13 protein-coding genes are annotated in these 13,622 nt (G+C 40.3%); 10 read left to right on the top strand and 3 right to left on the bottom strand.

Going from position 1 to position 13,622, the window contains the following annotated elements; genetic code table 11:
- Positions 1-51 precede the first annotated feature (51 nt).
- The 3 genes from tatA to tatC are packed head-to-tail and all read left to right on the top strand — an operon-like array spanning position 52 to position 1,653.
- Positions 52-333: a twin-arginine translocase TatA/TatE family subunit gene (gene tatA, locus PSF28_RS19405; protein WP_096865125.1), complete on the top strand. Its 282-nt coding sequence runs from the start codon at positions 52-54 to the stop codon at positions 331-333.
- A gap of 3 nt (positions 334-336) precedes the next feature.
- Positions 337-882 carry a Sec-independent protein translocase protein TatB gene (tatB, locus tag PSF28_RS19400; RefSeq protein WP_210835778.1) on the top strand — a complete coding sequence of 182 codons (546 nt, stop codon included), beginning with the start codon at positions 337-339 and terminating at the stop codon, positions 880-882.
- A gap of 3 nt (positions 883-885) precedes the next feature.
- A complete protein-coding gene (gene tatC / locus PSF28_RS19395; protein ID WP_004914879.1) occupies positions 886-1,653 on the top strand; it encodes a Sec-independent protein translocase subunit TatC in 768 nt (255 codons plus the stop codon).
- A gap of 76 nt (positions 1,654-1,729) precedes the next feature.
- Here tatC and rfaH read toward each other — a convergent pair whose 3' ends face one another.
- A complete protein-coding gene (gene rfaH / locus PSF28_RS19390; protein ID WP_272685501.1) occupies positions 1,730-2,224 on the bottom strand; it encodes a transcription/translation regulatory transformer protein RfaH in 495 nt (164 codons plus the stop codon).
- Between the two features lie 165 nt (positions 2,225-2,389).
- Between rfaH and pepE the strand changes: the two genes are divergently transcribed.
- The 3 genes from pepE (at position 2,390) to fre (ending at position 5,415) form a co-directional block, all read left to right on the top strand.
- A complete protein-coding gene (gene pepE, locus PSF28_RS19385) occupies positions 2,390-3,115 on the top strand; it encodes a dipeptidase PepE (protein WP_210835767.1) in 726 nt (241 codons plus the stop codon).
- A gap of 112 nt (positions 3,116-3,227) precedes the next feature.
- Complete coding sequence (gene ubiD / locus PSF28_RS19380; protein ID WP_272685500.1) at positions 3,228-4,703, top strand: 4-hydroxy-3-polyprenylbenzoate decarboxylase; 1,476 nt, start codon at positions 3,228-3,230, stop codon at positions 4,701-4,703.
- A gap of 10 nt (positions 4,704-4,713) precedes the next feature.
- Positions 4,714-5,415, top strand: a complete 702-nt coding sequence (gene fre / locus PSF28_RS19375) for an NAD(P)H-flavin reductase (protein ID WP_210835763.1) — start codon at positions 4,714-4,716, stop codon at positions 5,413-5,415.
- A gap of 502 nt (positions 5,416-5,917) precedes the next feature.
- Here the strand turns inward: fre and fadA are convergent.
- A complete protein-coding gene (gene fadA / locus PSF28_RS19370; RefSeq protein WP_272685499.1) occupies positions 5,918-7,084 on the bottom strand; it encodes an acetyl-CoA C-acyltransferase FadA in 1,167 nt (388 codons plus the stop codon).
- 4 nt (positions 7,085-7,088) lie between these two features.
- Positions 7,089-9,281 (bottom strand): fatty acid oxidation complex subunit alpha FadB, encoded by a 2,193-nt coding sequence (gene fadB, locus PSF28_RS19365; RefSeq protein ID WP_272685498.1) that lies wholly within the window; start codon positions 9,279-9,281, stop codon positions 7,089-7,091.
- 257 nt (positions 9,282-9,538) lie between these two features.
- Between fadB and pepQ the strand changes: the two genes are divergently transcribed.
- From pepQ to hemG, 4 genes are read left to right on the top strand one after another with little or no spacing between them, the layout of a single operon-like run.
- Entirely contained in the window at positions 9,539-10,873 is a 1,335-nt protein-coding gene (pepQ, locus tag PSF28_RS19360) for a Xaa-Pro dipeptidase (protein ID WP_210835757.1), read from the top strand.
- Positions 10,873-11,487: an IMPACT family protein gene (locus PSF28_RS19355; RefSeq protein WP_210835755.1), complete on the top strand. Its 615-nt coding sequence runs from the start codon at positions 10,873-10,875 to the stop codon at positions 11,485-11,487. The genes pepQ and PSF28_RS19355 overlap by 1 nt, the downstream gene beginning before the upstream one ends.
- Positions 11,488-11,515: 28 nt before the next feature.
- On the top strand, positions 11,516-12,967 hold the full coding sequence (trkH, locus tag PSF28_RS19350) for a Trk system potassium transporter TrkH (protein WP_004914863.1): 1,452 nt from the start codon (positions 11,516-11,518) through the stop codon (positions 12,965-12,967).
- A 60-nt stretch (positions 12,968-13,027) separates the two neighbouring features.
- Complete coding sequence (gene hemG / locus PSF28_RS19345) at positions 13,028-13,552, top strand: menaquinone-dependent protoporphyrinogen IX dehydrogenase (protein ID WP_210835753.1); 525 nt, start codon at positions 13,028-13,030, stop codon at positions 13,550-13,552.
- Positions 13,553-13,622: the final 70 nt, after the last annotated feature.

Here is a 13,622-nt window from a genome sequence, read left to right as displayed (position 1 = left end):
TATATAATAGATCTAACAACAATTGATCCCAAAACTATAGAGGTATTAACAATGGAATCAACTATTGCAATGGCTGCTTTCGGTAGTCCTTGGCAACTCATTATCATTGCTTTGCTTATTATTTTAATTTTCGGCACCAAAAAATTGCGTTCTTTAGGCTCGGATTTGGGGGAGTCACTCAAAGGCTTTAAAAAAGCAATGAGCGATGACGAAAAAGCAAAAGCAGAGCAAGAAAAGCAAGATGCTGACTTCGCACCTAAAAATATTACGGAACAACAGGCTGCTGAAAAGAAAGAAAGCCCAGTTGAGAGCAAAAACAAAGAGCAGGGTTAAACCGTGTTTGACATAGGTTTTAGTGAACTGTTGCTTGTTGCAGTTATTGGTCTCGTTGTATTAGGCCCTGAGCGGTTACCAGTGGCAGTGAGAACTGTCGCTGGGTGGATCCGTGCGATGCGCTCTATGGCTGCAAATGTACAAAACGAGTTATCGCAAGAATTAAAGCTGCAGGAGCTGCAAGAAACGCTGAAAAAGGTGGAAGAAAAAGCGAATTTAGAAGCGCTTTCTCCGGAACTTAAGCAGTCTATGGAAGAACTGCGTACAGCGGCACAATCGCTTAAAAGCGATTACCAAGCGACAACTAATGATATTGAAACAGAGTTAAACAAAGCAAAAGAGATCACTGACAGTTACGATAGTGCTGTAAAGGAAGCGAAAGATAATACTCAGCAACCTGAAGAGTCTGATCCAAACCCTGAACATGCAGCCAAAATGGCGGCAGTTGTTGAGGAGGATGAGAAACCGGAAGATTCAGCAGCCGTGAAAAAAGTAGAGTCACTCGATGCTAATGTAAAAAACTCTAATCAAACTGAAAGTGAAAAATAACACATGGCTGTAAATGATACACAACCACTTATTAGCCACCTCATTGAACTTCGTAAACGGCTACTCAACTGTTTAATTACAGTTTTAATTGTTTTTGCTGCGCTTGCTTATTTTTCGAATGATATCTATCGGCTGGTTGCAGCTCCTTTGATTGATAAGCTGCCAGTAGGTTCGCAAATGAGTGCGACGGATGTGGCGTCTACATTCTTTACCCCAATTAAATTGACAATGATGGTTTCGGTTTTTGTATCGATCCCAGTTATTCTCTATCAAATATGGGCTTTCATTGCACCTGCCTTATACAAGCATGAACGTAAACTCATGTTGCCTTTGCTTGTTTCAAGTAGTTTCTTGTTCTATTTGGGAATGGCATTTGCCTATTTTGTTGTTTTTCCGCTCGCATTTGGTTTTTTTGTTAAAACAACGCCAGATAGCGTTAATTTTATTCCGGATATCAGTAAATACCTTAGTTTCGTCATGACATTATTCATGGCTTTCGGTGCTGCATTTGAAGTCCCTATTGCAATTATTTTACTGTGTTGGACAGGCGTCACTACACCTGAAGCCCTAAAACGTAAACGTCCTTATATTTTAGTCGGGGCATTTATCGTTGGGATGTTTTTAACGCCGCCAGATGTACTATCTCAAACTTTACTTGCTGTTCCTATGTATTTGCTCTTTGAGCTCGGTGTTTTACTATCCAATTTCTATGTTGGAAAAGGTAGAAATCGACAAGAAGGTGCAGAGGAAGAAGAAAAAGAAGAGTCCTGATTTGTATTAACCTATTGTTATTCAATACAGAATGATGAAAAGCCCTCTAGGAAGGGCTTTTTTATTGCTTCAATACTCAATCTATATTTTTTTTAAACTGTGTATTATCAACTACTTTGGGTACGCTTTTATTTAAAATATTCAGTAAAAGAATAGAACGGTACTCACCATTAGGTTCACCAAAAATAGCTTGTACACCCGCAAAAATACCTTCGGTAATAGTCACCTGGTCACCATGCTTTGGTATATCTGGTGCGACGGAATAACTAATAGGAGTTTGTTGTAGTAGTTCAATAATTTCTTCAGGGACTTCCGTCGGCAATTGGCCAAAACGAATAAAATGGCTGACCCCTCTCGTTGATTGGATTGTTGTCGTATGAATTTCATTATGATCAAATTTCACAAATAAGTAATTTGGAAACAGAGCTTCTTGCACAGTCGTTCTTTTTCCTCTAACCACTTTTTCCATTTCAGTCATGGGCGTCATACAAACAACATTCTGTCGATTTAAATGCTCCATAGCGCGCTCAATTTGGCCTCGTTTGCAATAAAGCAAATACCATTTTTCCATTTTTTTGAATTCCATCTGACAAAACTATGTTTATGATAACAAATTACGACATAACAATGTGACTAATGAATAACAGCACCATATCATTGATATTCATCAGTCTATATTAATCGAATATAGTCTTATGATAACTGTAATGCAAAAACCAAATCAGTAGGAGACATAATGGATATCTTTTTGTTGAGTAACGGCAAGCTAGCAGGCAATCCTGTATGGCTAAGTTACGCCTTACCTCGAATCAAAGAAATGATTACTCGTAAGAATATAAAGTCAGCAGTTTTGGTTCCTTATGCTGTTCTTCGCGGCTCACATGACGAAAGAGCAGAGCAGCTTTCCGAAGCATTGGGGATAAAAGTTACGTCAATTGAGCATTTTTCTAGTCCAGTGGACGCGATTGAACAGGCAGAATGCATTCTTGTAAGTGGTGGCAATACTTGGTGGTTGAATAAATGCCTACATGAGAATGGATTGATCGTTGCGATTCAACGCGCAGTTCGTGAACGTGGCGTGCCATATATCGGCTGGAGCGCAGGATGTAATGTAGCGACGCCAAGTATTCGTACTACGAATGATATGCCTGTAAGTAACGCAGCAATTATGCCATCTCTGGGGTTATTCCCATTACAAATTAATCCTCATTATATTGATGCACACATCTCTGGTCATATGGGAGAAACTCGTGATGAGCGATTACAAGAATTTTGTGTGATTAATCCTCATGAAGTTGTTGTTGCACTCAGGGAAGGAAGTGGGTTACAAATTAAAGGTAATGAACTTCATTATTTCAGTGGAAAAGATGAAGGTTTTAAACTATTTCAGCATAATAAAACATTCTCAGAGCAATTTAATACATTACTATTAGAAAAATTAGTCCCTTTTGATTGCCAGTAAAATGGTATACTAAACCAGAAAAAGATTGATTTTTAAGTGCTTTAGACAGTAACTTGTAACCTTGGCCGGACGTCTTATAATGGGACTCCCTCTGTAACAGTAAAAGAAGATAATGAAATACCGTGACCTTAGAGATTTCATCTCGCAACTTGAAAAACAAGGCGAGCTAAAACGCATTACAATGGAAGTCGACCCCTATTTGGAAATGACAGAAATTGCAGATCGTACACTAAGAGCAGGGGGACCGGCCCTATTATTTGAAAATCCCAAAGGCTATAACATGCCTGTCTTGTGTAACCTGTTTGGAACAACTAAACGTGTTGCGATGGGGATGGGGCAAGAAGACATAAAAGCTTTACATGATGTAGGCAAATTACTGGCTTTTCTGAAAGAGCCCGATCCACCGAAAGGTTTTCGTGACCTTTTTGATAAACTTCCAAAATTTAAACAAGTGTTGAATATGCCAGCTAAACGGTTAAGTTCAGCGGCTTGTCAGGAGCAAATTTGGGTTGGTGAAGACGTTGATCTCACAAAAATCCCTGTTATGCATTGTTGGCCAGAAGATGCTGCTCCTCTAATTACATGGGGGCTGACAGTAACTAAAGGCCCACATAAAGAAAGGCAAAACTTAGGTATTTATCGTCAGCAAGTTCTTGGAAAAAATAAAGTTATTATGCGTTGGCTATCTCATCGCGGTGGCGCTTTGGATTTTCAAGAATGGTGCCAAGCACATCCCGGTGAAAAATTTCCTGTTGCAGTTGCCCTTGGTGCAGATCCTGCGACCATTTTAGGCGCGGTAACACCAGTTCCTGACACATTATCAGAATACGCTTTTGCGGGATTACTGCGCGGTAATAAAACCGAGGTTGTTAAATGCATATCGAATGACCTCGAAGTTCCTGCAGGCGCTGAAATTATTTTAGAAGGGTATATTGAACCGGGTGAAATGGCCCCTGAAGGCCCTTATGGTGACCATACTGGTTATTATAATGAAATAGATAATTTCCCAGTATTTACTGTGACTCATGTGACTCAGCGTCGTGATGCAATTTATCATTCAACTTATACGGGAAGGCCACCAGATGAGCCCGCAGTATTAGGGGAAGCCTTAAACGAAGTCCTTGTTCCCATTCTTCAAAAACAATTCCCTGAAATTGTTGATTTTTATCTTCCTCCTGAAGGGTGCTCGTATCGTCTTGCCGTTGTGACAATGAAAAAACAATATGCAGGACATGCTAAAAGAGTCATGATGGGAGTCTGGTCATACCTGCGCCAATTCATGTACACTAAGTTTGTTATTGTTTGTGATGATGACATTAATGCACGAGACTGGAAAGATGTCATCTGGGCAATTACAACCCGTATGGATCCTGTTCGTGACACAGTAATGATGGAAAACACACCCATAGATTATCTCGACTTCGCTTCTCCTGTATCAGGATTAGGCTCAAAAATGGGGCTTGATGCCACCAACAAATGGCCAGGTGAGACAGATCGTGAGTGGGGGCGTCCTATTGTAATGACAGAGACCGTTAAATCTCGCATTGATGATATTTGGGAACAGTTAAATATTTTTGACACAAAATAAGAGGGAAACCATGGCAACTTTAAGCTGTAAAGTAACATCTGTTGAATCTATCACGGATACGGTTTATCGGGTGATTTTGTTGCCAGATGGTCCTTTTCATTTTAAAGCAGGTCAATATTTAATGGTCGTGATGGATGAGAGAGACAAGCGACCATTTTCAATGGCTTCTACACCGAATAATAAAGAAACTATTGAATTACATATTGGTGCTTCCGAGATTAATTTATACGCAATGGCTGTCATGGATAGAATTTTGGACCAGAAACGTATAAATATTGACATTCCTCACGGTAAAGCTTGGTTTCGGGAAAATAGCAGTAACGCAATGATCTTAATTGCAGGTGGAACTGGTTTTTCCTATACCCACTCTGTATTACTTGCAGCTTTAGCTGAAAACTCGAATCGTGACATAACTTTCTATTGGGGGGGGCGCCAATTGGAGCACTTATATGACCTTGGTGAATTGCAGGCTCTCAGTGAAAATTACCCTAATTTGAAGATCACTCCAGTTGTAGAGCAACCAGACGAACTATGGCGTGGTAGAACAGGAACAGTCCTGAGCGCAGTATTAGAAGATTTTGGCGATTTGTCCAGTCATGATATCTATATCGCAGGTCGCTTTGAAATGGCTAAAATAGCGAGAGAGCGGTTTTGTAATGAGCGAGGAGCTAAGGCAGAACAACTCTTTGGAGATGCTTACGAATTCATTTAACCCGTCCTACTTCAAATTGTAGGGGTGTTGGTTTCGCTCATTCGCCCTAGTCACATACTTTTGTATGCTCCTAGGGTCTCATTCACTTACCGCCTATCGATAATCTGAACTATGAGGGTTAAACTCGTCATGGTTTTTTCGTAAAATCAGATCTGTTCAAATTGTAGGGGTGTTGGTTTCGCTCATTCGCCCTAGTCACATGCTTTTGTATGCTCCTAGGGTCTCATTCGCTTACCGCCTATCGATAATCTGAACTATGAGGGTTAAACTCGTCATAGTTTTTGCGTGAAATCAGACCCGTTCAAATTGTAGAGATGTTGGCTTCGCTCATTCGCCCTAGTTACATACTTTTGTATGCTCCTAGGGCCTCATTCACTTACCGCCTATCGATAATCTTTAAATTTTTCGTGGCTATTTGGCCAGAAAAAGGCAAAAAAACCCGCCCCTGACTAGGCGGGAACATCGACAAAATACAATGTTTGCGAAAACTAAAACTAAATTGTTAAACACGCTCAATAATTGTAGCAATACCTTGGCCGAACCCGATGCACATGGTGGCTAAACCAAATTGTTTATCGTTTTGTTCTAATTGATTAAGTAATGCTGTTGAAATCCTTGCCCCTGAGCATCCCAAAGGATGGCCTAGCGCAATAGCTCCACCACTGAGATTTACTTTATCATCTAGTTGGTTTTCTGATAGCTTCAAGCCTTTTAAGCATGCAATAGATTGCGCCGCAAAAGCTTCATTTAATTCGATAATATCAATATCATTTAAAGTTAGTCCTGCGCGCTTTAAAGCAAGTTCACTTGCTGGTACTGGTCCAAATCCCATGATCGACGGGTCGCAGCCAACAACTGCCATTGCGCGTATTTTAGCTCGAGGTTTAATGCCTTGCTGTGTGGCATAACTTTCGCTGGCTAGCAGCATCGCAGATGCACCATCAGATAGAGCAGACGAATTACCTGCAGTCACTGTACCACTAATAGGGTCGAAGGCGGGGCGAAGAGCGGCTAAGCTTTGAAGGTTTGCATCAAAGCGAATCACTTCATCATAATTTACTGAAATGAGGTTACCTGTGGCATCATGGCCACTAATTGGAACGATCTCGTTATTGAACTTCCCTTTTTCCGTTGCTAGGGCTGCAAGTTGGTGAGACCTTAATGCAAATGCATCTTGCTCTTCTCGGCTAATTTTATACATTTTGGCAAGCATTTCAGCGGTCAGTCCCATAGCGCCTGCGGCTTTAGCAACGCGTAAAGTCAGTTTAGGGTTGAAATCTATACCATGAGTCATTGGGACGTGGCCCATATGCTCAACTCCACCAATGAGTACTGATTTTGCATCACCAGTCATAATTAACCGGCTCGCATCATGTATCGCTTGCATTGATGAACCACAAAGGCGATTTACTGTAACGGCAGGAACCGTATGAGGTATATCTGTGAGTAATGCTGCATTTTTCGCAATATTAAACCCTTGCTCTAGTGTTTGCTGAACGCAACCCCAGATGATGTCATCCAATTCTTTTTTACTTGCGTTTGGATTACGTTCAAAAATCGCATTCATGAGGTGCGCAGAAAGGTCTTCAGCTCTAACATGGCGAAATACCCCACCTTTTGAACGGCCCATAGGTGTACGTATTCCATCAATAATGACGACATTTTCCATAGAATTAACCTCTCGCAACTTTTTTGACATCAATCGCCACTACTGGTGGCTGTGGGTAATATCTTGCATTGGTAGATGCTTTTTCTTTTAAGCCATTAGGCGCATGATATAGAGGACTTAAATGCTGTAAAGACTCCGTTGTTTTTAAGTAAGATTGACTACCTAAGGTATCTAAATAGCAGAATACTCCGCCTCTAAATGGTGGAAAGCCTAAACCGTAAACTAAAGCAATATCTGCATCCGAAGGGCTTTGGATAATGCCTTCCTCTAAGCAACGAACAACTTCGTTGATCATTGGAGCCATCATTCGAGCAATAATTTCTTCTTTGGTGAAAGAGCGTCTTGTTGAGCAAATAGTAGCAAGTAGTTCATCAGCCCGCGGGTCATCAACTTTTTTCGGTTTCCCTTTTTTATCTTTTTCATATTGATAAAACCCTTGGCCATTTTTTTGGCCAAAGCGTTGTTGTTCATACATCACATCAATGGCATTTTTGCCTTTTTTTCCCATTCGTTCAGGAAAACCTTGAGCCATAACTTGCTCTGCATGAAAGGCAGTATCAATACCAACCACATCAAGGAGATAAGCAGGCCCCATGGGCCAGCCAAACTCTTTTTCCATGACTTTATCTATTTCTCTAAAGTCAGCTCCATCTTGTAACAGTAAGTTAAAGCCAGCAAAGTAAGGGAAAAGTACTCGGTTAACAAAGAAGCCAGGGCAATCATTGACAACAATAGGGGTTTTCCCCATTTTATTGGCGTATGCAACAACCTTAGCAACCGTGTTATCAGAGGTTTGTTCTCCGCGAATAATTTCGACTAATGGCATTCGATGCACAGGGTTAAAAAAGTGCATTCCGCAGAAATTTTCTGGGCGCTTTAGTGATTTAGCAAGGATTGAAATTGGAATCGTTGATGTATTTGAAGCCAGTATAGTTTCACTTGTTACTAAGGACTCAACTTCAGATAATACAGCGGCTTTGACTTTCGGGTTCTCAACAACGGCTTCAACGACGATTTGGCTATTTTCTACACCATTGTAAGATAATGAAGGATGAATAGATGATAAGGTTGCCGCCATTTTTATAGCTGTAATTTTTCCACGCTCAAATTGGTTATTTAATAGCTTTTGTGCCTCTTCAATCCCTAATTCTAATGACTTAACATTAATATCTTTCATTAAAACAGGTACGCCTTTGCTGGCAGACTGATAAGCAATGCCTCCGCCCATAATTCCTGCACCTAATACGGTGGCATGTGTTGGAATATCAACACGTTGTGCGATTTTTTTACTATTTGACTTAACTTGTTGGTCATTTAGAAAAATATTCACTAACGCACGTGCAACATCACTATGTGCTAGAGGAACAAATGCGGCTGTTTCATGCTTCAAGGCCTCATCGCGAGTACAGTTTGCTGCCTTTTCTATTGTATTCACCGCAGCCATAGGGGCTGGATAGTGTTTGCCTGCAACCTTATACACCATTCCCTTAGCGACATTGAAACTCATCGTTTGCTCAATAGGCTTCAATTGCAGAGGACTAAGTTTAGGTTGGCGTTTTTGCTGCCAATTGAAGGCTCCGGTAATTGCAGATTCAATGACTTGTAGCGCTGATTGTGCGAGAGCTTCTGTATTAACAACGGCATCAATAAGGCCAAATTTTAAAGCTTGAGAGGCATCGATATCTTTACCCGCAGTAATAATTTCTAATGCGCTATCCAAACCAATTAATCGAGGTAGCCGAACAGAACCACCAAAGCCAGGCATGATCCCAAGTTTTGTTTCAGGAAGCCCAATTCGGGCATCAGGAGAGGCGATACGAAAATCAGTGGATAAAACACATTCACAACCACCACCTAGTGCATAGCCATTAATGGCGCAAATCGTTGGAACAGGCAAGTCTTCAATACGATTAAAAATACTATTAGCGTAGTGTAACCAATCGCTTAGTGTTTCTTTTGATGCTTCAAAGAGTGACAGAAACTCTTTGATATCAGCACCAACAATAAAAGCGGGTTTATCAGAACGGAAAATTACACCTTGCAGCTCGGTTTGTTGCTCAAGAACAGACACGGCTTCATCAAGTGAAGCAACGGTGTGGGTATCCAATTTATTAATTGGCCCTGGTGAGTTAAAAACCAGTTCTGCAATCCCTTGTTTCAACCATTGAATATAGATAGTGTCACTTTGATAAAGCATTCTGCTCTCCTCTACGTGGTAGTGTTATCTGGTACGACCAGATGAAAAGAGTGTGACTAGAATGTTAATTAATTGCAAATGATTAATGACAAAAATGGAAGGTTGGTCACAGCAATTAAGTGAAATAATTAATGATTTAAATGATAAATGTATTATATATCAATTAATTAATTAGGGTTTGCAACAGAGTGCATATCCGTTAATAACAGAACGTGGTAAGCTTAATTTTTCTAATTAATGCTGAAAGGTTGAAGGAAATGGAAAAACTGACTGCACTCTACGCTGAACACATTAAAACGTTACAAAACAGAACTCAGCAAGTTTTACAGCGCAGCAAATTAGATGCCATATTGATTCATTCAGGTGAACCCCTACGCATCTTTCTTGATGATAGCGACTATCCGTTTAAAGTTAACCCTCATTTCAAAGCGTGGGTACCTGTTACCGATGTTCCACATTCATGGTTATTAGTTGATGGTATAAATAAGCCTAAGCTATGGTTTTATTCTCCCGTTGACTATTGGCATAGTGTTGAGCCACTACCAAACAGTTTTTGGACTAAAGATATTGAGTTAATCCATTTAAAAAATGCGGATGACATCAAAACGTTTCTCGCAAGCTTATCAAAAGAAAATGTCGCCTATATAGGCTCAGCAACAGCACGAGCAGAATCTTTAGGGATTTCCTTACATAATATCAATCCCAAATCGGTTTTAGATTACTATCATTATCATCGTTCTTATAAGACAGATTATGAGCTTTACTGTATGCGAGAAGCTCAAAAAATGGCAGTAAATGGACACCTTGCAGCTCTCGAAGCATTCCGAGCAGGTATGAGCGAATTTGATATTAATGTCAGTTACTTACAATCTACCGGCCATCGAGATACTAATGTGCCATATGGTAACATTGTTGCGCTGAATGAAAATGCGGCGGTATTACATTACACTAAACTACAGCAAACTGTGCCGAACGAATTACGCAGTTTTCTTATTGATGCAGGCGCTGAATATAATGGCTATGCTGCTGATATTACAAGAACTTATGCGGCGAAAGGTAAAGACGAATTTGCTGAATTGGTTGCAGATGTCAATACAGAACAGCTTGCTTTAATTGATACGATTAAGGCGGGGGTTCGCTATACAGATTATCACGTGGATATGCATCATAGGATTGCTAAGATACTAATTAAACATGATATTGTTAAAGGTATTAGCGAAGAGTCGATGGTGGAATGTGGCTTAACAACGCCGTTTTTGCCTCATGGTTTAGGCCATCCTCTTGGGCTACAAGTTCATGATGCTGCTGGTTTTATGCAAGATGATAGTGGTACTCATCTCGCCGCTCCTAAAATGTATCCATTCTTGCGTTGTACTCGTGTTTTAGAACCTAAAATGGTGTTAACTATTGAGCCAGGGCTCTACTTCATTGAATCTCTGTTATCTGAATGGAGAAATGGAGAGTTCAGCCAGCACTTTAATTGGGATAAAATTGAGTTCTTCAAACCTTACGGTGGGATTCGTATTGAAGATAATATCGTGATCCATGCAAATCGTATTGAGAATATGACTCGAGATTTACATTTACGTTAATGAAACCTTATTTAATACCGGCTGAAACCATTTCTTTTACAGAAGAGATCAAAAAAAGCCAATTTATTACGTATTTAGCTCATACAGATGGTATTGAAGCGGCAAAAGATTACATTCAATCGATTAAAGCTCAATACCCAGATGCCCGGCACCATTGCTGGGCATTTGTTGCTGGTCGGCCTGATGATTCACAAAAATTGGGGTTCTCTGATGACGGGGAGCCGACAGGAACAGCAGGAAAACCCATCATGGCGCAACTATTAGGTAGCAACCTAGGGGAGGTTACCTGTGTTGTTGTACGTTATTTTGGTGGGATAAAACTAGGCACTGGTGGGCTAGTTAAAGCTTATGGAAATGGTGCTCAGCAAGCATTAAAAATATTACCAACAAAGACAAAAGTACCACAAAAAATCTTTAATTTAGTGTGTGACTATTCATTGATTAATGCGATTGAACAACTGCTTGTCCAGGTGAATGGCACGGTTTTACACAGTGATTATAATGAAACTGTCTCTTTACAAATTGCAATTCCTGCTACTCTTGAGCAGGAAGTCAATGATAAATTACGCGATATAAGCCGTGGAGCCATAACGCTCACGTCAGAATCACAATAGTAAACAGTTTTATCAAGGAACCTGCCGAATGCATTTTCGTGCAATAACCCGTATAGTCGGGCTGCTTGTCATCATCTTTTCTTTTACCATGGTTATTCCTGGTATTGTTGCGCTAATTTATCGTGATGGTGCAGGGCGAGCTTTTAGCCAGACTTTTGTCACTGCTTTGCTAATTGGCCTTTTTTTGTGGCTACCAACCCGTAATAGCCGGCACGAACTGAAAGCGAAAGAAGGTTTTCTTATTGTTGTTTTATTTTGGACGGTACTGGGAAGCGTAGGGGCATTGCCTTTTATTTTTTCTGAAAGACCTAATCTTTCAGTAACTGATGCTTTTTTTGAATCGTTTTCAGGCTTGACGACGACAGGTGCGACAACGCTAACAGGGCTTGATTCCCTGCCCAAAGCTATTTTATTTTATCGGCAGATGCTTCAATGGCTTGGGGGGATGGGGATTATTGTACTTGCCGTTGCAATTTTGCCACTTTTGGGCGTCGGGGGAATGCAGCTATATCGCGCAGAAATGCCTGGTCCTTTGAAAGACAATAAAATGCGGCCTCGTATTGCAGAAACAGCAAAAACATTATGGCTTATCTATGTACTGCTAACGATTGCCTGTGCAGTTGCTTTATGGATAGCCGGTATGGATGTTTTTGATGCTATTTCTCACAGCTTTTCGACTATCGCTATTGGTGGGTTTTCAACTCATGATGCCAGTATTGGTTATTTCAATAGTCCTGCGATTAACACTATCATTGGTATTTTCCTGATTATCTCTGGTTGTAACTTCGGTTTGCACTTTGCAGTATTAACTGGACGTAGTTTAGGGATTTATTGGCGCGATCCTGAATTTAGAATGTTTATTAGCTTCCAGTTTGTCTTGGTGGTTATTTGTACCTTAGTACTTATGTTCCATTCTGTTTATAGTAGCTTTGGTCAAACACTTGATCAGGCATTCTTCCAAGTCGTGTCCATGGCGACAACGGCTGGATTTACGACAGATAGCTTTTCTGGTTGGCCTCTTTTTTTACCTATGCTGCTATTGTGCGCCGCATTCGTTGGAGGATGTGCAGGCTCGACAGGTGGTGGGTTAAAAGTTATTCGTATATTGTTACTTTTCTTACAAGGCTCGCGTGAGTTAAAGCGCCTAGTTCACCCAAATGCAGTCTACACAATCAAATTAGGGCAACGCGCATTACCTGAAAGGATCATCGAAGCTGTTTGGGGGTTCTTTTCTGCATATGCACTGGTCTTTGTTGTCAGCTTATTATTACTGATTGCTACAGGGGTTGATGAATTCTCTGCTTTTTCAGCAATTGCAACGACACTGAATAACTTAGGGCCTGGGTTAGGGACTGTGGCTGATAATTTCACAACGATGAACCCTACAGGGAAATGGATATTAGTTGTCACGATGTTATTTGGGCGTTTGGAAGTTTTCACTTTATTAGTGCTACTGACTCCCACTTTTTGGCGTGAATAGTTGGGTACAATTAATAAATAATATTACCTATATAGAAATGATATTAATTTAGGAACAATAATGAGCTACTTACTTTTACACTCCAGTACGGATGGGCAAACTAAAAAAATTATTCTAAAAATAGCGGAGCAACTGAGAAACTCTGGTCGTGAATGTGATATTCGTGATTTAAATACTGACCAACAGCTTAATTTATCAGGCTACGATAAAGTATTAGTAGGGGCATCCATTCGTTATGGGCACTTTAATAAAAAGCTACAACGCTTCGTGCTTTCTCATCAAAATCAATTGAACTCAATGAAGACGGGTTTTTTTGCTGTAAATTTGACGGCAAGAAAAGAAGGCAAGAATACGGTAGAAACCAACGCATATACGCGAAAGTTTTTAGAAGCATGTCCTTGGAAGCCGACATTGAAGTCTGTTTTTGCCGGAGCGCTGTTTTATCCACGCTATACATGGTTTGATAGAATGATGATTCGTCTAATAATGAAAATGACGGATGGTCCAACCGATCCAAAAACAGAGATTGAATATACTAACTGGGAAAAGGTTGCTGAATTCGCGGTTGAATTTGATGATTTGTAGTTCGTAATTTCAACAAAACGTAGTTATTTTGTGTGATTTGTTTAATAAATCATCGCTTGGTAAAATAAAT

The sequence above is a fragment of the Providencia sp. PROV130 genome (genome assembly GCF_028482225.1).
Taxonomy (GTDB): domain Bacteria; phylum Pseudomonadota; class Gammaproteobacteria; order Enterobacterales; family Enterobacteriaceae; genus Providencia; species Providencia rettgeri.
Note: the sequence above shows the minus strand (reverse complement) of the source record. Positions and strands in the feature narration are given on the sequence as shown.